This window comes from Paenibacillus sp. FW126-R14 (assembly GCF_058789495.1).
This window is the reverse complement of sequence record NZ_JBYTBS010000027.1, coordinates 38,586-59,170: the sequence shown is the minus strand read 5'-3', so window position 1 is coordinate 59,170 and position 20,585 is coordinate 38,586. Positions and strand designations below refer to the sequence as shown.

Here is a 20,585-nt window from a genome sequence, read left to right as displayed (position 1 = left end):
TGTATTTTATACAATGAAGAGCTGCTCTAGGGCACGAAAGCAACCAAATCATTGTATAAAATACAACATACGTCTTGAAGTGTGTCGCCTGCCACCTGGAGATTTAGCCCACATCCAAGAACCGAGACAGCCCCAAAAACCGTCTCAGAACCCGCCAGATAAAAAAGAAAAGCCCTTACTAAGGCAAGGACTTTCCCAAAACATATTATTTAGCCGCTTCAGGCTTGATAACCGCAGCTACTGCTGCAGGGGATTCTTTTTCGATCGGACGTTTGCTGATGAAAAGGCTGAGCGGCAGCGCAACGATCACGATGAACGTAGCAAGCAAATACACATCATTCACACTCATCGTAAAGGAATGCATACCGATAACGGCCTTATCTTTAATTCCGCTGGCAGCGAGTTCCTTGGAGTGGGTCGCGGTTTGAGATGCCAGTACCGAAGTGAACAGGGCGATAGCGAAAGAACCAAAGACGTTGCGCACCCAGTTGCTCATGGATGTGGCATGACCGGACAGTGTCCGCGGTATTTGTTCCATACCGGCATTGCTCGCTGGCATCGTCGCAAAAGCGATCCCGATGTTCCGAACGATCATCCAGAATAGGATATAGCTGCGGGATACGTCGACGCTCAGCCAACTGAGTGTCAATGTGCCAATTGCGATCAAGGAAATACCGACAAAAATAAGAATGCGCGGACCAAGAATGCTGTATAATTTACCTACAATCGGCATGCAGAGCGCCATGGCCAGAGAAGCTGGCAGCAGGATCAAGCCAGTGTCCAGCGGCGTTACGTGCTGAATGTTTTGCAGGAAAATAGGAGTCAGAAAAGTTCCCGAGTACAAGCTGATCGTAACAATACTAGAAATAATCAGCGTTAAAGAGTAACGCGTATTAGACAAGACACGAACATTCAGCAAAGGAGAATCTGCTTTCAGCTCTCTCCAAATGAAGAGTCCGAGCATGATGATCCCTGTTGCGAACAGACCGACGATACGGCCGGATGACCATCCCCACGCATGGCCTTCGGAGAAGGCGACAAGCAAAGAAAGACTGCCGATGACAACGGTGAATAAACCGATGGCATCAAACCTTTTAGGAACAGAAAGACGGTAAAAAGGAATTAATTTAATAACGAGATAAGTTGCAATGAGTCCAACCGGTACATTAAGAAGGAATAACCAATGCCAGCTCCAATTTTGCAAAAGCCAGCCGCTCAAAGTAGGCCCGATGGCAGGTGCCATCATAGCGGATAAGGACCAAAGGGAAATCGCAATCGGCTGCTTTTCGCGTGGAATGACCTGATACACGATAGTCATCGTTGCCGGCATGATAAGACCGCTGAAAGCCCCTTGGATAATACGGAAAGCAATCAGGGAAGAAGCGTCCCATGCAATCGCGCAAAGCAATGAAAAAACGGTAAAGCCCACGAGCGCCAAAACGTACAGACGCTTATAACTGAACCGCTCACCCAAGTAACCGGTAATAGGGGCAATCGTTCCGCTTGCAAGCATAAACCCTGTGATCGTCCATTGGATTTTACTTAAATCGGAATGAAAATGTTCGCTCAAAATCGGTATAGCAATATTAATTGTACTCATACTCAGGATCGACACGAAAGATCCAAAGAAGATTGCAATCATGATCGGCCAAAAACGGACTTGCTGTAAATCATCTTTACTCACTTGCTACCTCCACTCTCCATTGATCTTACTCTCCGGATTCTCTATAATTTGAATGAAAATCATCATACTACCAAAGTTCATATATGTCAATTATGACATAACAAGGAGTTTTCTATGAATACCCTTTCTTATGGCTTATTGAGCCTTTTGTCTAAAGATTCCCGAACAGGCTATGAGCTTATGCAGCACATTCAGCCTTTTTGGCCGGCGAAGCACAGCCAAATATACCCACTCCTGGCTCAGCTGGAGCAGAAGGGATATGTTGCGTTTGTGCATGTGCCACAGTCGGATAAACCGGATAAAAAAGTATATTCGTTAACAGCTAGCGGATTAAAAGCACTTCAAGAGTGGATCGGGCTGCCTACCGATGCGCCTGTAACCCGTGATGAGTTCGCGTTGAAAGTATACTGCATTGGTCTCGTAGATAAGGATGAGGCTATGAAAATGCTGCTTGAGCGAGAGAGTTACTATCTACAGAAAAAGGAGCAGTATGGGGAGAGCTTTGAGAAAGTCAAATGCCTGAGCAAGAAGGCGCTTGAAGAGCTGGAGATTCATGACCCTTTGTTCGGTAATTATGTTCTTATAAGAAAAGCTACCCTCAAAGTAGAAGCGGATCTGTCCTGGTGCGAGTGGATGAAGTCGAAGCTGAAATGAGGCATTTTAGATTTATTTAAGAAACTGTTTAGAAGGCATTTAGATGAAAGAGTTACACTAACGGAGGAGTGAAGATCAGATCATAAACGGGGGCTAAAAGATGAGTAAGAAATTGAGCATAGTCGCTATTTGTATTATTTTAGGCGTGGCGATTGCCGCGGTGTATCCTTATGTGACATTAAATCCTGCCAATAGCCGTGGCGAGCTCAATGAGGGCTTTCCATTATTTTATCCATTTCTTGTCCTGCATATCGGTACTGCTCTACTTGCACTTGTTAGCGGTTTGTTCCAATTCAGCGAGCGGTTTCGCATCCGTTTTCCGGCCAGACACAGGGTATTAGGACGTATTTATGTCGTCAGCGTTATGGTCAGTGGTTGTTTAGGGCTCGTTATTACCGTGTACATCGATAACTTTACCAAAGCTATGGCATTCCTAGCGTTAAGTTTCCTATGGCTGTTTACAACTTGGAAAGGGTTCCGGTACGCAGTCTCCAAGCAATTCCCAGAGCACCGCATTTGGATGATTCGCAGCTACGCCGTTACGCTGGTGGCTATATCAGCCAGATTGATTGTTCCGATCTGCATGCTGTTATATGCGTCTATGCGGGGATTTCATCTTCCTGAAGGCGGTGTCCAGCAGATGGTCGCTGATATTTTGCAAGTGAACGTCTGGATCGGCTTGCTGATCAACTTCTGCCTCGTGGAATGGGTGCTGTTAAAACCCCGAAAAGCCCGGTAATGGGCTTTTAGTTTTTAGTTCTTCCTCTTCATTCTTCTAGCGCCCAAGTTCCTGAATGACGGTTTGGATTTTCTGCAGGCGGATATACTCCGACTTCTCCAGTTGCGGGCGGAAATAGGCGTACAGGTACGCGGCGTCATGGAAGTCCAAGCCAGGGTAGCAGACAACTTCTTGAACCACCTGCGGATTATCCATGATGACCTGCCATTCGCCTGTGCGCTCAGCCGGTGAAATGCTCGACAGGACATGCTTTTTCGCAATTAAGGTAGCCTCAAGCTCGGCCCAAATGCATGCCCACGAGGGGCTGAATTGAACCGGCTCAGGGAACAAGCGGCTAGCTTTGGCTAATGCCTGTTCAAGCCCGGGGATGTCCGCATCGGCGGCAGCTTTGATAGCCTCGGTCAAGCCGTCGAGCAGGCGGCGGAAGCCGGCATATCCTTCGGCGTGCACCTCATGCTGATAAGCAGCTTCGGCTTCCTCGCCTATTAGCATCGAAAACTGGGAATATGTATTATTAAGCATAAGGTGAGATCCCCCCATAACGGATACTGTCTTCAAAATGTATCACATATTTTTTACCAAAAAAAGCCCTTACATCGCGATACGCCCCCATTGGTTTAAATTCAGTTTATAAAAGCCCCTTATGCTATTCTCATACAATGAAATTTGCAAGATGGAGATAGGCAGTAGACCCAACAAGAAGTGATAAAGTGAGGCTGAATACCAAATGGCACCTATATTAATCGTAGATGATGATCCGTATATTCGTGAGCTGGTGCGCGTCTTTATGCTGAACGAAGGCTTCGATGTCGTCGAAGCTTCAGACGGTGCAGAAGCGCTCAAACTGCTCGAAACCGTCCAAGTCGACATGGTGATCATGGATATCATGATGCCGAATATGGACGGATGGGAGTTGTGCAAAGAGCTGCGGGAGCATTATGAGATGCCGCTGCTTATGCTCACGGCCAAAGGCGAAACTTCGCAGAAGGTCAAAGGCTTCGAGCTGGGCACCGACGATTACCTCGTCAAGCCCTTCGAACCTGTGGAGCTGGCGATGCGGGTCAAAGCGCTTCTGAAGCGCTATAAAATCGCTTCGTCCCAAACCGTTCAGGTCGGAGACCTCAGCATGAACAAGAAAACCTACGAGGTAACTGTCGGCTCGGAGAGCTTGACGCTGCCTCTCAAAGAATTTGAACTGCTTTACAAGCTGGCGAGCTATCCGGGCAAAACATTTTCGCGCGACCAGTTGATCGAGCAGATCTGGGGCTTCGATTATGAGGGCAACGAACGGACTGTCGATGTTCATATCAACAGGCTCCGCGAGCGGTTTCCGGAGGAGCAGCATGCTTTCCGCATTGCCACGATTCGGGGACTCGGTTACCGGATGGAGGTGCTGAGGTCATGAGCAGGAGGACGCCGAGGGACAGAAAGCCACGGAGGGAAAGAAGACCGGCCAGGGAGCGTCGAAAAAGCAATATGTCACTCGGGAAGCGCGTGCGCGGCACTTTGTTCGCCTTAGGGATTTTTCTTCTCATCATTCTGTACTGGCTGGCGGTCTTCTATGCGACAGAGTGGATCTTCACCTATATGAATAAACGCCCCCCGGAAGTGGTTGTCCAGCTGATTAACTGTATCGGCGGAATGTTACTTTGGGGCATTACGATGTCGATCATGGGCAGGTTTTTCCGCAGCGAGCAGATGAAGTTTTTTCAAACGCTGATTCATGCGATCAGGAGCATGTCCAGAGGAGATTTCAATGTGTTTGTCGATAATAATCCCCATAACGGGCCTTTTGTAGAATTGGTTGATTCCATCAACAACATGGCGGTGGAGCTAGGGCAGCTGGAGAAAATGAGACAGGAATTCATCTCGAATGTATCCCATGAAATTCAATCGCCTCTCACCTCCATCAGCGGCTTCTCGCGTGCTTTGCAGAACGAGACGATCACCCCGGAGGATCGCAAGCACTATTTGGAAATTATCGAGGCGGAGAGCACGCGGCTTTCCAAGCTGAGCGATAATTTGCTCAAATTATCGTCGTTAGAGTCGCAGCATCACCCTTTTGAACCGAAAAGCTACCGGCTCGACAAGCAAATCCGCAATCACATTCTTGCCTGTGAAGTGCAGTGGGTCGATAAAAATATCGAAATGGACATCGAGCTGGAGCCGGTGACGCTGACAGCTGACGAAGACCTGCTTGGCCAGGTATGGACGAACTTAATTCATAACGCGATCAAATTCACGCCGGTGGGCGGGACGATCGGGGTCCATGCGACAAGCAATCAGAAAGAAGCTGTTATCCGAATTTCCAATAACGGAGCTTGTATTTCAGAGGAAGATCTGCCGCATATTTTTGAACGCTTCTACAAAGCGGACAAATCGAGAAACCGGACATCCGGCGGCAACGGTTTGGGGCTGTCCATCGTCAAGAAGATCATCGATATGCATGCCGGTACGATCTCCGTAGAGAGCAAGCCGGAGGAGATGACAACTTTTATAGTTCGGCTATCACTGCCAGAATGAAAGAAGCGCACAAATAGAGACCGCCGCTTATCGATGATAACCGGTGGTCTCTAAGTTTCACTGAAGGTATTCAATTGTCCCTACACACACTCCAATCAACCAACTCACGTTGCAAATTACGACTTTACGTTGTTACGAATCCTTTCCTCGAATAAACGCTTAACACATTTACCGCCTCTGGATTCCCACATGCCCTATGAACGTATCCCGTTCCCGCACCTTTTCTTCCGTCGTTTGAAGGAAAAGTGGGCATGTTTCGCTAACGTTGTCCATTGGACTATCCCCTTTCTAAGTGGAGAATATCCTGGCCACTGTCGGGAGTCCTTACCAGCTGTAAGGCTTGTCCTTCAAGTGAGCCTAAGACAACTATAGCCTATTATTAAAATTTTGTAAATATTCAGAATATTTGCTAAAAAGAGATTTTTACTGACTTTTTTAGCGGTTTCGTCGATTTGCTTCGAATTGCGTAGTTTTGGTAAAGGATGCGCAGTTTTTCGCCTTAAACGGACAAATCGCGGGAAAATCCTTTGAACCTGGTGCCTTGATAGGTCAGTAGTCCCTCGTCTCCCTCCACGATATAACCAAACTGATCGCGTCCCACGCGTAGTTCTAATCTGCGGCGATCTTCAAACTCAAACGTGGCATAATAACTCGTGTTTGAACTTGAATCTCCAGACCCGCCGCTAACCTGCATTCTTTTGGCAACGACCTTGCAGACCAGACTTTGGATGGGAGAGGCATTATTGGATGACCAAACGATAAATCCCCTAATGATCATAAATAAGATAAAGCCGCCAATAAGCACAGCCATAATCGTAAAAATAAGAATAAAAAGATCCACGCCGCCTTGGTTAGCAAACGGCCCTGTATTAAACCCTGTTGACATAGCAAATCACTCCTCAAAGTTTTGTAGTAAATTTCGGCATTTTAGAGGAATCTTTTGACGAATCGATATCCTGTTTCATGAAAGCCAAGCGGCTCACTGGCTCTCCGGCTATCGCCATTGTTCTCTGAACCTGTGATCCACCACATCCCGGAGCAAGCGTGCTCTTGGGTCAGCTGTTCCGCATAGCTTTTTAACTTATCGGCAGCAGTTTGGCTCTTGTTAGTCTCCTCGATGGAAATGACGGAGATTTCGCTGAACTTCACAACGGCATCGCCGGCTTGGCGAATACGAAAACCTAAAGTGCCGAGGATCTGGTTCTCCTCCTCATATACATAGAGCGATTCATCCGGGTTTTCACGCATAAAATGCAGCCTGTTCTCGATGTGTAAGGGAGAAATCAACTTGCCTGTCCGCTTGAAAACTAAGCTGCTGATTTCCTTGGTATCCCGGGAGTTTGCTTCGCGAATGATATACGTCATATACAGCCTTCTTTCTTCGAACCTATGATTCTACTAATTATACCATAAATTGGAACATGAGTTCTACATTTCATGAAAAAACCCGCCGTGATGGCGGGTTATGCGCAGTGATTACGCTTGTTCATGAATCGTATTCAGTGTTGTTCGATCGCTCGCGAGCACGAGCTTGATGAGCAGCTCTTTGGCAGCGGCGTAGTCATCTACGTGAAGAATGGACGCGGATGTGTGAATATAGCGCGCGCAGACGCCGATAACGGCGGAAGGGATACCGCTGCCCTGCACGTGCACCAGTCCGGCGTCGGTTCCGCCGCCCGAGATAAAATATTGATACGGGATCTTATGCGTCTCCGCCGTATCCAGAATGAATTCGACCATCCCACGGTGGGTGATCATCGTGGGATCGAAAATGCGCAGCAGCGCCCCGCGCCCCAGCTGCCCAAAAGCACTGCGGTCGCCGGTCATATCCCCGGCGGCACTGGCATCCAGCGCGTAGAACAAGTCCGGCTGGATGAGATTCGCCGCCGTGCGTCCGCCGCGCACGCCAACCTCTTCCTGTACGGTAGCGCCCGCGTACAGCACATTCGGGAGCTTCGGCCCGCCGTGAAGCTCCTTCATCAGCTCAATCGCCAGGCCGACGCCGTAGCGATTGTCCCAAGCCTTGGCCATAATCCGCTTCGGATTGGCCAGGGGCGTGAACGGGCAGATGGGAACAATCTGCTGCCCGAGCTTGATGCCGATGGCGATGGCATCGGCCTTGTCTTCTGCGCCGATGTCGATGTACATCGTCTTGATGTCTGCAGGCTTGCTGCGTGCCGCTTCGTCCAGCAAGTGTACGGGCACTGAGCCGATCACGCCGATGATCGGCCCTTGCTCGGTCATGATCTGCACGCGCTGCGCGGGCAGAACTTGGCTGAACCAGCCGCCGAGGGGCTGGAATTTGACCGTGCCGTGCTCGGTGATGCCGCTCACCATGAAGCCAACCTCGTCGAAATGTCCGGCGACCATGACTTTGGGACCGGCTTCATCGCCCCGCAGGACGCCGAACAAGCTGCCGAGGCCGTCTTGGACGAACTCGTTTGTATATTTCTCCAATTGGCCGCGGACGAACTTGCGGATTTCCCGTTCAAACCCAGGAGCTGCCTGCATTTCAGTCAGCGTTCGAAAAAGCTCTAATGTTTCAGTATTCATAGGATGTCCTCACTTTTAGCAAGATTAGGTATAGCGATAAGCTTTATTTTAGCACAACGGTCAAAGAAATGAGATTTAGGTGGAATCCCCCTTTACAAAACTAATGTTATTAGTTATTATACTAATATAAATAGTAAACAGGAGGCGTTCAGAATGAAAGTAACGCAAAGCGGTTTTTTGTATCAGGTGGCTTTTATGCCAAGGTTTTTTCCGGTAAATTGTTATTTAGTTGAGGAAGAAAATGAATTAACGCTTGTCGATGCGGCACTGCCATTCAGTGTCAAAGGCATTCTTGAGGCAGCGGCGCGCATCGGTAAGCCAATTACCCGCATTGTGCTTACGCATGCACACGGCGATCATGTTGGGGCGCTGGACGGTTTGAAAAATGAGCTGCCGCAGGCAAAGGTCTATATCTCCAGAAGAGATGCCAAGCTGCTGGAAGGCAGCAAGGAACTGGAAGCCAGTGAACCGAATCTACCGATCAAGGGAGACGTTCCGAAGTCGTTACGGACGAAGCCGGATGTTTTGCTGGAGGAGGGTGACCGAATAGGGTCACTGCAGGCTATTGCCGCTCCCGGACATACGCCTGGGTTGATGGCTTTCCTCGATGTTCGCAGCCGGGCTTTGATTGCCGGAGATGCGTTTCAAGTCCGCGGCGGGGTGGCGGTTTCGGGATTGATGAAGTTGTGGTTTCCTTTCCCGGCCATGGCTACTTGGAGCAGAGAGTTGTCGCTGGAGAGTGCTCAGAAGCTGAGAGGGCTTGCGCCCAGCGTTCTGGCGGTCGGTCACGGCATGATGATTGAGCAGCCTCTTGCAGCGATGGATCGTGCAATTGAGGAAGCCGCTAGAAAGTTTCAGTTTGCAGCAGCTAACATGTAGAGAAGAAGAAGAGGGATGGGACATTAATGGCACAACGACCAGGATTAGACGCAGAAAATGTACTGCAGGCAGCTGTTGAAATCGCAGACGCCCAAGGGGTGGAGGGGCTGACTTTAGCCGCGTTAGCAGCCAAATTAAACGTAAAAACACCATCGCTTTATAATCATATCAAAGGCTTGCCCGACCTTCGGAGGCTGCTTTCCCGGCGTGGGCTGGTGCTGATTAAAGCCGCCATGGTTGAGGCGGTGATCGGCAAAGCGGAAGACGATGCCTTGCTTGCCGCGGGCTTTGCCTACGTGAAATTCGCGAGAAATCATCCGGGCTTATATGAGGCGATCTCCTTCTTGCCTGACTATGAGGATCCTGAATTGAAGGAGGCGGGCAGCGAGGTTGTGTTTTTTTTGCTGCGGATTCTTGCGCCGTACGGGTTGAGCGAGGAAGATGCGCTGCATGTGGTGCGCGGTTTCCGGAGTATGGTGCATGGGTTCGCGTCGCTTGAACATAGAAACGGGTTCCGCATGGAACTCGAGCGCGACGAGAGCTTGCGGCGACTGCTGCAGACGTATTTGCGGGGATTGCGGATGCCGGTGCAGTGAGGGAAAGTTTGATGTGCGGTAGCGAGTGGAATGAAGGGTAGGAGGAGAGCGGGCCTTTTGGGAAGTGGAGCGGAGAGGCGTGGGAGAGAGTGAGAAAGAGCATGGCAAGAGCATGGCAAAGAGCGTGAGAAGAGCTAGAAGAGCATGACAAAGAGCGATATTGTCTGGCGAGAGGTCCGAAAAGACTCTCTCAGCAGTGTTGGTGCGGTGAAATCTCTGTGAGACGCCCAAAAAGGACGTCTCAGGGAGAATGGATGAGACAAAGAGCGATATTGTCTCGCGAGAGGTTCGAAAAGGCTCTCTCAGCAGCGTTGGTGTAGTGAAATCTCTGGGAGACGTCCGAAAAAGACGTCTCAGGGAGAATGAATGTGAAAAAGAGCGATATTGTCTCGCGAGAGGTCCGAAAAGGCTCTCTCAGCAGCGTTGGTGTAGTGAAATCTCTGTGAGACGTCCGAAAAGGACGTCTCAGGGAGAATGGATGAGACAAAGAGCGATATTGTATCGCGAGAGGTCCAAAAAGGCTCTCTCAGCAGCGTTGGTGCGGTGAAATCTCTGTGAGACGTCCAAAAAGGACGTCTCGGAGGAGAATGGATGAGACAAAGAGCGATATTGTCTCGCGAGAGGTCCGAAAAGGCCCTCTCGGCAGCGTTGGTGTGGTGAAATCTCTGTGAGACGTCCCAAAAGGGGACGTCTCAGGGAGAATGGATGAGACAAAGAGCAATATTGTCTCGCGAGAGGTCCGAAAAGGCTCTCTCGGCAGCGTTGGTGTGGTGAAATCTCTGTGAGACGTCCAAAAAGGGCGTCTCACTTTTTTTCAGCTGTTTCCTCAGCACTAACTCACTCTGTAACGTTGTTTCTCAGCACTAACTCACACCAAAACCGCAAAATGTCTCCGATAACGCAGCAAAACAAGCTTTACACCAGTGGAGAACCTTGCCTCAAGTGAGGCTCGCGTCCAGACAGGGCTCCACTGGGAGGCCGGAATCCACGAAGCCCAGATCGACGGCCCGCCATAAAAAGAGGGAAGCGAAGCTGCGGTAGGGGGCCCATGGCGACGCGATTTGCGCCAAATAGTTGCCGTCTTTGCGCTCTTCCAGCTGGTGAAGCCAGCGGGCAGCGCGCTGGAGGCCGGCATCGCCGACGGACATGACGTCCGGTCTGCCTAAGGCGAAAATCATGAACATTTCGGCTGTCCATACGCCAATGCCTTTGACACTTGTGAGCTGTTTCAGCAGCTCAGCGTTATCCAGTACCTGCAAAGAGTCCAGCCGTACCTCTCCGGCCAAAATTTTGCTGCTGAGATCGCGAATGTAGCGGATCTTGGGGAAGGAGACCCCGCACTGCCGGATGGCAGCCTCATCTGCGGCAAGGATCAGCTCAGGCGTGAACTCCGGTACGACAAGCTTCACTCTGGCCTTAATGGTCGCTGCCGCTTTAGCGGAGAGCTGTTGGGAAATAATCGACATGGCCAGCGACTCAAAGGGAGAGGAGCTTGTCCTCAAAGTGAGCTCGCCGACAAGGCGGATGAGGCAGGCTAACCGGCTGTCGGCCTCGGAAAGCGCTAGGATGGCAGGATGTTCCTTATGAAGCAGGATGGCTGTGTGTGTTGAAACAGATGGATCTTGTTCATCAGAATGAGCATTGTCCGTCATAGCAGCTTGCCTCCTTGAAAGTCACCTTGATTGATGTGCGCAGATGTACTTCTGGTATAAGGATTCTTTGGTGCCTGTTCTTCAAGTATAATAGGAGGACAAAGACTGGTAAATAGAAGGAGCAGAGCACTTCAATGACCGACTCAAAGGGCAAGGAGTTACAAATTCCGCGTAGGAATGTGGGAATTTTCGCCCACGTGGACGCGGGTAAAACGACGACGACTGAGCATCTGCTGTATCATAGCGGGAGAATCCGCGCCCTAGGCAGTGTGGACAGCGGCACCGCGCAAACGGATTCCATGGATGTAGAGCGGGAGCGCGGCATTTCGGTGCGCAGTGCGACGACCGTTTTTACATGGAAGGACACGTCTGTTAATGTGGTGGACACCCCCGGACACGTAGACTTCCTATCGGAGGTGGAGCGCTCCCTGCGAGTGATGGACGGGGCGATTCTGATTGTTTCCGCCGTTGAAGGCGTGCAGTCGCAGACGGAGATGATCTGGCACGCGCTTCAGTCGCTCAAGATTCCAACTCTGCTGTACGTGAATAAAATGGACCGCGTTGGCGCCGATGCAGAGAGGGTGCTGCGCGACATCCACAAGCAGCTCACGGGCATGGCGGTGCCGATCTATGCACCGCTCGGCGCTGAAGACACGTTCCGCGGCGGAGCGAGCGTGTTCCAAGAGGGCGCGCATGCGCCCGGCTTCGACCTCGCGGCAGCGGTCGAAAAGCTGTCCGAGCTCGACGAGCACCTGCTCGCGAGCTACATCGAAGGCGTGCCCACCCCGGCACGCGAAGTCAAAGCTGCCCTGCAGCGGTACGCGCGGCAGGGGCAGGCTTATCCTTTGCTCGTGGGCGCATCGAGCAAAGGGCTTGGCATCGAGGAGCTAATGGAAGCTATCCTCGATTATTTGCCCGGGCCGGGCGGCAGCGCGGAGCAGCCGCTTTCGGCCGTTGTATTCAAGGTCGAGCGGGACAAGACCATGGGCAGAATGGCGTACGTCCGCCTCTACGAGGGGGCGATCCGCAACCGGGACACCGTGCTCAATGCCACGCAGGGCGTGGAGGAGAAGGTGACCCAGATTCGCAAAATCGACGGGCGCCGCGCCGAGGATATCGGTTTTGTCGCGGCGGGCGATATCGCGGCCGTCTGCGGACTGACGCAGGTGCGGATCGGCGACGTGCTGGGCAGCCCTGACGCTGTACCGCCGGCTCCGCGGCTCGCGGTGCCCCTGCTGACTGTGCAGGTGCATGCAGAGAGCGATGCGCACTACCCGGCGCTCGTCGCCGCGCTCCAAGAGCTTACGGACGAGGATCCGCTGCTTGATCTCCAATGGCTGCAGGAGGAACGCGAGCTGCACGTGAAGGTGATGGGCGCGATCCAGCTGGAGATTTTGACGAGCCTGCTGGCTTCCCGTTTTGGACTGCAGGCAAGGTTCGATCAGCCTTCCGTCATTTATAAAGAAACGCCTTCGCAGCCGGGCGAAGGCTTCATTGCCTATACGATGCCCAAGCCGTGCTGGGCGATTTTGCGCTTTCGCATCGAGCCGGGGGGTCCGGGTAGCGGGCTCGTCTACGCCTCGCAAGTGCGCGCCGATCAGCTGCTGGCACAGTACCAGAGCGAGGTGGAGCGCCGCGTACCGGAGGCGCTGCAGCAGGGTCTGCTCGGTTGGGAAGTTACTGATCTCAAAGTAACGCTCGTAGAAGGCGAGCACCATGTGTGGCATACGCATCCGCTCGATTTTGCCGTCGCCACCCCGATGGGTCTCATGCAAGGCTTAGCGCAGACGGGGACGACGCTGCTGGAGCCTATGCTGCAAGTGCGGATTACGGTTCCGGAAGCCTACGGCGGGAAGGTGCTCAGCGATTTGGTGCAGATGCGGGCGAGCTTCGATCCGCCGGAGATTAGCGGCGACAGGTTTGTGGTAGAGGGCCGGCTGCCCGTTGCCACTTCGCTGGACTATCCGGTGAAGCTGAGCGCGATGTCCGGCGGCAGGGGAGTCATCACGTCGTCGTTCGGCGGTTATCAGCCGAGTCCGCCAGACGTGCATGCGGAGCGCAGGCGTCGGGGCGTAAACCCGCTCGACCAATCGAAATACATTTTAGCCGTACGCAAGGCGCTTTCGACCTAACTGAAATGGGTACTGTTCTCATTGACAGGCGAAGCAGGTGTCGGTAGAATGGAAAGTAAGTTAATAACATGTGACGGAGAACAGGAGACTCACGGAGGATGCCAATTGCATATAATTGGTGCATCTTTACGTGAGTTTTTTGTTGTCTAACCCGCAGGGACGCACAGGAACGAAGGAACGGAGATGATGAGTTTGTCTTTGCAAGAGCAACGGATTTTACCGGCGATTCGCAAAATGAAGGATTTGGAGAAGCTGCTGAAATCCTCTTATACCTATATCGTGCTGCTGGACAGCCATATCGGACAATTGAAAAATATTGTCGATTTGGGCCGGGCCAATGGCAAAAAGCTGCTGCTGCACGCGGATTTAATTGAAGGACTCAAAAACGACGAGTATGCGGCTGAGTTTCTGTGCCAAAGCATTCGCCCTGCCGGGATTATTTCTACGCGGGGGACGGTCATTACGAAGACGAAACAGAATGGGCTTATGGCCATTCAGCGGCTTTTTCTTCTTGACAGCAGCGCACTTGAAAAAAGCTACACGCTTCTGGAGCGAACGCAGCCGGATTACATCGAGGTGCTTCCCGGCATCATTCCGCACATTATTCAAGAAGTGAAGGAGCGTTCGGGCATTCCTATTTTTGCAGGAGGGCTCATTCGTTCGGTAGGGGATGTAGAGCAGGCGTTGGGGGCCGGAGCGACAGCCGTTACGACTTCGAATACGGAGCTGTGGCAGCATTATCAACGACGATCCTAACTTATGGAGGTATGACTATGGCAGAAGCCGCTTCCTATATTCTTTCGCTTGATCAGGGAACGACAAGTTCCAGAGCGATTTTGTTCAATCACAAAGGGAGCATCGTACACACGGCGCAGATGGAGTTTAAGCAGCATTTTCCGAAACCGGGCTGGGTGGAGCATGATGCGAATGAAATATGGTTGTCGATTCAGGGCGTGATGGCGGCGGTTTTGTCGGAATCCGGGGTGCAGCCGGCGGAAATCGCGGGTATCGGCATCACCAACCAACGGGAAACGGCGGTTGTCTGGGATCGGCACACCGGCATGCCGGTTTATCATGCGATCGTATGGCAGTCGCGGCAGACGGCCGAGATTTGCGAAGTGCTCAAAGAGCAGGGGCTTAGCTCATTTTTTAGGGAACGTACGGGACTTCTAATAGACGCTTATTTCTCGGGGACCAAAATCAAATGGATTCTCGATCACGTGGAAGGAGCCAGAGCGAAGGCGGAGCAGGGCGATTTGCTGTTTGGCACGATGGACACCTGGCTGATCTGGAAGCTCACCGGCGGCAAGGCGCACGTAACGGACTATTCCAACGCTTCGCGAACACTGCTGTATAACATTCACGAGCTGAAGTGGGATGAAGAGCTGCTAGGCCATCTGGATATCCCGGCTTCCATGCTGCCGGAGGTGCGTTCTTCTTCGGAGGTGTATGGGCATACGTTGGAGAGCCTCTTTTTCGGCTCGGCGATTCCGATCGCGGGTGCGGCTGGGGATCAACAGGCGGCGTTATTCGGGCAGGCTTGCTTTGAAAAAGGGATGGCCAAGAACACTTATGGCACCGGCTGTTTTATGCTGATGAACACGGGGAATTACGCGATACCGTCGCGCAGCGGCCTTTTGACGACCATTGCTTGGGGGCTGAACGGGAAAGTTGAATACGCCTTGGAAGGCAGCATTTTTGTAGCCGGCTCGGCGATTCAGTGGCTGCGTGACGGGCTGCGGATGATCGAAACGGCTCAAGACAGCGAGGCCTATGCGCAGCGTGTGGAGTCGACGGACGGCGTATACGTGGTTCCGGCTTTTGTCGGTTTGGGTACGCCTTACTGGGATAGTGACGTGCGCGGTGCTGTTTTCGGACTGACGCGCGGGACGTCGAAGGAGCATTTTATCCGGGCTACGCTCGAATCTCTTGCCTATCAAACGAAGGACGTGCTGCAGGCGATGGAGGACGATTCCGGCATTGAACTGACGAAGCTGCGGGTCGATGGGGGAGCGGTAAAAAACAATTTCCTCATGCAGTTCCAAAGCGACATGCTGGGCGTTACGGTAGATCGTCCGGTCATTAGTGAGACAACGGCGCTTGGTGCAGCATTTTTGGCGGGGCTGGCGGTTGGCTTTTGGAAGGATCAAGCGGAGATTGCGGCGCAGTGGCAGGTGGATGAGGCTTTTGAGCCTGCAATGGCAGCTGAGCGGCAGGAAAAGCTTTACGGCGGTTGGAAAAAAGCGGTTGGAGCCGCGATGGCTTTTAAATAATAGGTAATCATAACTTTTATAACAAGTTAATATTCGGTTGGAGACTAGGAGAAGCCATGGCGACCTGCACGTAATGAACGTGTTTAGGTCTGTTATGGCTTTTATTTTCATACTTCGAGGGGAGAGATTGGGATGACAGAGATGACAGAGATGGTACACAACTTTAGCGGGTTAAAAAGAAAGGACATCCTGCAAAGCATGTCGGAGCAGACATTTGATCTAATAGTAATCGGCGGGGGCATAACCGGAGCGGGTATTGCGCTTGATGCGCAAAGCAGAGGACTTCGCACGGCGCTTATTGATATGCAGGATTTTGCCGCAGGGACGTCGAGCCGGTCGACGAAGCTAGTACACGGAGGACTGCGTTATTTGAAGCAGTTGGATGTGAAAGTGGTTGCTGAAGTGGGCAAAGAGCGGGCGATTGTGTACGAAAATGGTCCGCACGTGACGACGCCGGAGTGGATGCTGCTGCCTTTCTATAAAGGGGGCACGTTCGGCAAGCTGTCTACCTCCCTTGGTTTAAGGGTTTATGATTTCTTAGCGGGAGTCAAACGAGCGGAGCGCCGTAAAATGTTCAGTCCTCAGGAAACGCTGGGTCATGAGCCTCTTTTGAAAAAGAAAGACCTGCGAGGCGGCGGCTATTATGTGGAATATCGGACGGACGATGCGCGGTTGACGATTGAAGTCATGAAAAAAGCCGTGGAGCTGGGGGCTCAAGCCGTAAATTACGCAAAAGTGGAGGAGCTGCTTGTTGAAAATGGCAAGCTGGTTGGCGTTCGGGTGGCTGATCAGCTCGGCGGTAACGGCTCGGGCGCGGGAGCAAATCCGTCTTACTCGCTATATGCGAGCAAGATCGTGAATGCGGCTGGTCCATGGGTGGATACGCTGCGCGAAATGGATCGTTCGAAGAAGGGCAAAACGCTCCATCTGACCAAAGGCGTGCACTTGGTGTTCGATCAGAGCAAGTTTCCGCTGCGGCAGGCGATTTATTTCGATACGCCGGACGGGCGGATGGTGTTCGCGATTCCGCGCGACGGTAAAACCTACGTGGGGACCACGGACACGAACTATAAAGGGGATATCGTGAATCCCCGGATTACGAAGGCGGACCGTGCGTACGTGCTGCGAGCGGCCAACGAGATGTTCCCGACCCTCGGCTTGACGGAGGCTGACGTCGAGTCGAGCTGGACCGGGCTGCGCCCGCTGATCCACCAGGAGGGCAAAGATCCTTCGGAGATTTCGCGCCGCGATGAAATCTTCATATCGGACTCCGGCCTCATCTCGATGGCCGGGGGCAAGCTGACCGGCTACCGCAAAATGGCGGAGACGGTCGTGGACAAAATCGCCGCCATGCTGGTGGCGGAGGGATCGGCCGCGGCGGCTGCGCTGTCGCCGAGCCGCACCCGCACGCTGCCGATTTCCGGCGGCGATGTTGGCGGCTCCGCGAGGCTGGAGCCGTTCTTGCAGAGCAAGGCCAGCCAAGGCCAGCGGATGGGGCTGACGCATGCGGATGCTGCGCTGCTGGCGCGGCGGTACGGCTCCAACGTGGATGCCGTGTACGAGCTGCTGGCGCAGTACTGGGATGAGGCGGCATACCGGGGGATGCCTGCCGCTGTGCTCGCTGCGCTCGTGTACGCGATCGAGTGCGAGATGGCTGTGAAGCCGGCGGATTTCTTCATCCGCCGCACGGGGGCCCTCTTCTTCGATATCGCGTGGGCAAAGCAGTGGAAGGCGCCTGCCATCGCCTTTATGGCCGAGCGCTTCGGCTGGGACGAAACGCAGCGTGCAGCTTACACCGCCGAGCTGGAGCAGCTGCTCCATGAGGCGGTGAGCCCGCTCGAGGCGTGAGCATCTTGCGCCGGGGATAGCCTCTGTTTTATGGCGAGGCTGCCCTGGCCTTGCCCTCAGTCGTAGCCCAACACGTGTCCGAAGCAGCCCATGGTTCATCAAAGCCCCCAACCAACATGGTTGAGGGCTCTTTATGGCTCCGCCAGCTCATTCTCACTCAAAAGTGCTCATGTCTTGCAGAATGTGCTATCATGCCTATAGACGGCGGAGCTTTCGCCATTCATTATTGCAAGCAAAGTAGGTGTGTCCCCTATGGGATTGACAGAGCTTTTGTCCTATATGACGGAAGAGAATTTGGCCATGCTGGTCGATAAATACCGGTCGCTGGGCCCTTTGCCCGGTCTTCTTCTTCCATTTATGAAATCGTTCGTTCCGCCTCTGCCGACGCTTGTTATTATTAGCGTTAACGCGGCTGTATACGGGCTGTGGCTCGGTTTTTTGTACTCATGGATCGGGATTGTGGGCGGCTGCTTGGTGACGTTTGCGATTGTAAAAAAAGTGGCCGGCCATCCCTATTTAGTGCGGTGGTCGCAAAAGCCCAAGGTGCAGAAAAGTCTGGTCTGGGCTCGCCGGCAGGCTTTTAATTATGTGTTCCTGCTCAGTCTTTTTCCCGTGGGTCCCTTCGTCGTTATCAATATGGCGGCGGGGCTCGTCGGAATGAGATTCCGTTCGTTTCTGGTTGCGGTGCTTGCTGGCAAAGCGGTTATGGTCATGTCGGTTTCTTTTATCGGCTATGATCTTCACCGGTTTATCGAGAATCCATTCAGGCTTCTCTATGTGGTTCTATTCGTTGGGGTTTCAATGGTGTTAAGTAAGAAGATCGAGAAGAGATTTTCCCATTAGTTGCAGCGGCCGCGACCAAAAATAATAAGGACGAAACGCCCCTTGGGAGGGATGGTTTCGTCCTTTTGGTGTTGGCTCAGTTGTTACTAGATAAGCGGCTGCATCCCGCGTTCCAACCAATCCTCGCGAGTCGGTCCGTAGAAATCCGGCACGCGCAAGCCGGCTTGACGCATCAGCACGATCATTTCACCGCGGTGGTGAATTTCGTGCGAGATAAAGATCCGCAGCGTCGTCGCGTTCACCCACGTTTCGCCATACATGTCGGTGGACTCCGCAAGCTTGGCATCTGTCCACTGGGACTGGATGGCGTTCGTCAGTGCAGCCGCTTGGGCGCGGTAGGCATCGGCGATGGCTTTGGCGGAGGAAGGCGCATGCTCTTCGCCTTCAGGTGCTTCAAAGATGAGGCCCATGCGGGAAGTCATCTCATGGATGGTTGTGGCGATGTGCCAAGCCAGCTGCCCGAGTTGACGGAAGTCCGGCGCGATTTGTTGGGTAAGGGATGCATCGGTCAATGTGTCGAATACGCGCTGAGTCGCTTGAGATTCGTGGTTCCATTCATTTACGAAATTTTGAATTGTTCTAAACATAGGGAAAGCCTCCTCAGATTGGATATACCCTCAGTATAGACAAACCCTACTGACAGCATAATGTCAGGGTTACGAATAGAGCTGTACGATTTTTTCAGCTCTTTCTTTCATGGCTGCCGCCAGATGAGCGGGCTCCAGAACACGGACGCCTGGACCCAAGCCGAGCAGCATGCCCAGCAGCCATGGCTCGTCCGGCTGCTGGGCGGTAATGATCATGGAGCCGTCCGGCTGATAAGCGATCTGCTTTGGCTGGAAGTAATCTTCAATCTGCGCTTGAATGCTCTGCTGTGCATGCAGCACCATGGTGATCAGGGGAGCGGAGTCTCTTTTGCCCCAGCCATAATGTAGCGGCCCTACAGCTTCCGTTCGGCGTTCGAACGTTTCGGGCAGCACCTCAATTTCCTTCATGCGGGATAACCGGAAAATGCGGAAATCTTGACGAAGCAGGCAGTAGCCGTACAAATACCAGCCAAATCCTTTGGCTACGATGCTCATAGGTTCCGTTGTGCGGACGGATTGCTCGCTTTGGGAAGAGACATATTGAAAAGTGATCTGTCTCGATTCCTTAATCGCGTTCCGCAGCGTAGTCAGCTTTTCTTTATCCTCGCTGCCTCGCCGCCACGGGTTCATGTCAATGATGAGCTGATCGTCCAGCCTGGCGGCTGTGTTTTGCTCCGATTTGGCTACGAGCGCGCCGACTTTATCGAGCAGGTTGCCGACTTCCTGGTCACCGACCGTGGAACGAATCCCTTTTAGCCCGACGATGATCGATTGCAGCTCTTCCAGCGACAGGAATTGGCGCTCCAGCCGGTACTGGTCCATAATTTCATATCCTCCGCTTAAGCCGGCAAAGGATACGACAGGAATACCCGCTTGGTTAATGGCTTCTACGTCCCGGTATATCGTTCGCAAAGACACTTCAAAACGCTCTGAAAGTTCCTTCGCGCTTATTCTTCTACGGTTCAATAGCAGCATAGTAATGGCAAGCAAACGGTCAATCTTCAAAAATAGCACCTCACTGATTCAATACGTTTCATAAGCGTTGCCTTGTCCGGCGAGAAGGTTAATCGCATGCTCAAGGATGGTTTTATCGCGCAAAAGCATGAATTTCGCCGAATATCGGTGACATTTGCGCAGGGAGTCATTCATTGCTTCCAAGGCTTGGCCCGGCGTCATCCATACGGACGACATGCCCAGCCGCAATTCATTTTCCGTCAGCGTGGGCGCGCTGGAAAGATGATGCGCTTTGGCTATGTAGCAGTAGGAGAGCTGCATAAAGCCATTGCGGTTCTTATGTTCCTCGATAACGCCCAGCTCATGCGTAATTTCAGCGCCGTATCCTGTTTCTTCCTTAATTTCACGTATAAAAGCAGCTTCCGGATGTTCGCTATTCTCGATCCCGCCGCCAGGCAGCTTGTAAAGATCGGATTCCGACATATACATCATCGCGACATTCATCAGGCTATCGACCAAAATACCTCTCGACGCATAGCGAGATACCTGGATCATAAATTGAGGCTCGCCGCCCAGCATATCGCTGTCCGTTATTCGTTTGATCAATTGCATGAGAGTCACCTGCCTTATTTAGAAGAGCGGAGGATGCCCGCTGAAATGTATTCCAA

General features: G+C 52.4%; 20 protein-coding genes. 11 read left to right on the top strand and 9 right to left on the bottom strand.

Annotated elements, in window-relative coordinates; translation table 11 throughout:
• Window positions 1-205: 205 nt before the first annotated feature.
• Window positions 206-1,684, bottom strand: coding sequence for a DHA2 family efflux MFS transporter permease subunit (locus tag AC3WRW_RS18040; RefSeq protein ID WP_492547692.1), 1,479 nt, complete (start codon window positions 1,682-1,684; stop codon window positions 206-208).
• A 114-nt stretch (window positions 1,685-1,798) separates the two neighbouring features.
• On the opposite strand from AC3WRW_RS18040, the gene AC3WRW_RS18035 reads away from it, so the two are divergent.
• Both AC3WRW_RS18035 and AC3WRW_RS18030 read left to right on the top strand, forming a co-directional pair.
• Window positions 1,799-2,338: a PadR family transcriptional regulator gene (locus AC3WRW_RS18035; protein ID WP_492547691.1), complete on the top strand. Its 540-nt coding sequence runs from the start codon at window positions 1,799-1,801 to the stop codon at window positions 2,336-2,338.
• A 100-nt stretch (window positions 2,339-2,438) separates the two neighbouring features.
• A complete protein-coding gene (locus AC3WRW_RS18030; protein WP_492547690.1) occupies window positions 2,439-3,077 on the top strand; it encodes a DUF2306 domain-containing protein in 639 nt (212 codons plus the stop codon).
• Window positions 3,078-3,113: 36 nt separating this feature from the next.
• Here the strand turns inward: AC3WRW_RS18030 and AC3WRW_RS18025 are convergent, their stop codons facing one another.
• On the bottom strand, window positions 3,114-3,599 hold the full coding sequence (locus tag AC3WRW_RS18025; RefSeq protein WP_492547689.1) for a hypothetical protein: 486 nt from the start codon (window positions 3,597-3,599) through the stop codon (window positions 3,114-3,116).
• 205 nt (window positions 3,600-3,804) lie between these two features.
• On the opposite strand from AC3WRW_RS18025, the gene AC3WRW_RS18020 reads away from it, so the two are divergent.
• Window positions 3,805-4,482, top strand: a complete 678-nt coding sequence (locus AC3WRW_RS18020; RefSeq protein WP_492547688.1) for a response regulator transcription factor — start codon at window positions 3,805-3,807, stop codon at window positions 4,480-4,482.
• Window positions 4,479-5,600, top strand: a complete 1,122-nt coding sequence (locus tag AC3WRW_RS18015) for a sensor histidine kinase (protein ID WP_492547687.1) — start codon at window positions 4,479-4,481, stop codon at window positions 5,598-5,600. Before AC3WRW_RS18020 ends, AC3WRW_RS18015 begins: the two co-directional genes overlap by 4 nt.
• A gap of 499 nt (window positions 5,601-6,099) precedes the next feature.
• Here the strand turns inward: AC3WRW_RS18015 and AC3WRW_RS18010 are convergent, their stop codons facing one another.
• From AC3WRW_RS18010 to AC3WRW_RS18000, 3 genes are all read right to left on the bottom strand, one after another.
• Entirely contained in the window at window positions 6,100-6,486 is a 387-nt protein-coding gene (locus tag AC3WRW_RS18010) for a DUF2500 domain-containing protein (RefSeq protein ID WP_492547686.1), read from the bottom strand.
• A 41-nt stretch (window positions 6,487-6,527) separates the two neighbouring features.
• Entirely contained in the window at window positions 6,528-6,965 is a 438-nt protein-coding gene (locus AC3WRW_RS18005; protein WP_492547685.1) for a GNAT family N-acetyltransferase, read from the bottom strand.
• 111 nt (window positions 6,966-7,076) lie between these two features.
• Entirely contained in the window at window positions 7,077-8,153 is a 1,077-nt protein-coding gene (locus tag AC3WRW_RS18000) for a M42 family metallopeptidase (RefSeq protein WP_492547684.1), read from the bottom strand.
• A 153-nt stretch (window positions 8,154-8,306) separates the two neighbouring features.
• Between AC3WRW_RS18000 and AC3WRW_RS17995 the strand changes: the two genes are divergently transcribed.
• Together AC3WRW_RS17995 and AC3WRW_RS17990 are read left to right on the top strand one after the other, a co-directional pair.
• Window positions 8,307-9,032, top strand: a complete 726-nt coding sequence (locus AC3WRW_RS17995) for an MBL fold metallo-hydrolase (protein ID WP_492547683.1) — start codon at window positions 8,307-8,309, stop codon at window positions 9,030-9,032.
• Window positions 9,033-9,058: 26 nt separating this feature from the next.
• A complete protein-coding gene (locus tag AC3WRW_RS17990) occupies window positions 9,059-9,628 on the top strand; it encodes a TetR/AcrR family transcriptional regulator (protein WP_492547682.1) in 570 nt (189 codons plus the stop codon).
• Between the two features lie 938 nt (window positions 9,629-10,566).
• On the opposite strand, the gene AC3WRW_RS17985 is transcribed toward AC3WRW_RS17990, so the two are convergent.
• A complete protein-coding gene (locus AC3WRW_RS17985) occupies window positions 10,567-11,280 on the bottom strand; it encodes a DNA-3-methyladenine glycosylase family protein (protein WP_492547681.1) in 714 nt (237 codons plus the stop codon).
• A 134-nt stretch (window positions 11,281-11,414) separates the two neighbouring features.
• Here AC3WRW_RS17985 and AC3WRW_RS17980 point away from each other — a divergent pair, with 134 nt between their 5' ends.
• The 5 genes from AC3WRW_RS17980 (at window position 11,415) to AC3WRW_RS17960 (ending at window position 18,376) form a co-directional block, all read left to right on the top strand.
• Complete coding sequence (locus tag AC3WRW_RS17980) at window positions 11,415-13,412, top strand: GTP-binding protein (protein ID WP_492547680.1); 1,998 nt, start codon at window positions 11,415-11,417, stop codon at window positions 13,410-13,412.
• A gap of 192 nt (window positions 13,413-13,604) precedes the next feature.
• On the top strand, window positions 13,605-14,168 hold the full coding sequence (locus AC3WRW_RS17975) for a glycerol-3-phosphate responsive antiterminator (protein WP_492547716.1): 564 nt from the start codon (window positions 13,605-13,607) through the stop codon (window positions 14,166-14,168).
• Between the two features lie 17 nt (window positions 14,169-14,185).
• The gene (glpK, locus tag AC3WRW_RS17970; RefSeq protein WP_492547679.1) at window positions 14,186-15,685 is read left to right on the top strand and encodes a glycerol kinase GlpK; all 1,500 of its coding nucleotides are present in this window, start codon (window positions 14,186-14,188) and stop codon (window positions 15,683-15,685) included.
• Between the two features lie 150 nt (window positions 15,686-15,835).
• Window positions 15,836-17,533: a glycerol-3-phosphate dehydrogenase/oxidase gene (locus AC3WRW_RS17965; protein WP_492547715.1), complete on the top strand. Its 1,698-nt coding sequence runs from the start codon at window positions 15,836-15,838 to the stop codon at window positions 17,531-17,533.
• 252 nt (window positions 17,534-17,785) lie between these two features.
• On the top strand, window positions 17,786-18,376 hold the full coding sequence (locus tag AC3WRW_RS17960; RefSeq protein ID WP_492547678.1) for a TVP38/TMEM64 family protein: 591 nt from the start codon (window positions 17,786-17,788) through the stop codon (window positions 18,374-18,376).
• 86 nt (window positions 18,377-18,462) lie between these two features.
• On the opposite strand, the gene AC3WRW_RS17955 is transcribed toward AC3WRW_RS17960, so the two are convergent.
• The 3 genes from AC3WRW_RS17955 to AC3WRW_RS17945 form a co-directional block, all read right to left on the bottom strand.
• Window positions 18,463-18,963 carry a DinB family protein gene (locus tag AC3WRW_RS17955; RefSeq protein WP_492547677.1) on the bottom strand — a complete coding sequence of 167 codons (501 nt, stop codon included), beginning with the start codon at window positions 18,961-18,963 and terminating at the stop codon, window positions 18,463-18,465.
• Between the two features lie 69 nt (window positions 18,964-19,032).
• Window positions 19,033-19,968, bottom strand: a complete 936-nt coding sequence (locus AC3WRW_RS17950) for a helix-turn-helix transcriptional regulator (protein ID WP_492547676.1) — start codon at window positions 19,966-19,968, stop codon at window positions 19,033-19,035.
• 18 nt (window positions 19,969-19,986) lie between these two features.
• Window positions 19,987-20,529 carry an NUDIX hydrolase gene (locus tag AC3WRW_RS17945; protein ID WP_492547675.1) on the bottom strand — a complete coding sequence of 181 codons (543 nt, stop codon included), beginning with the start codon at window positions 20,527-20,529 and terminating at the stop codon, window positions 19,987-19,989.
• Between the last annotated feature and the right edge of the window lie 56 nt (window positions 20,530-20,585).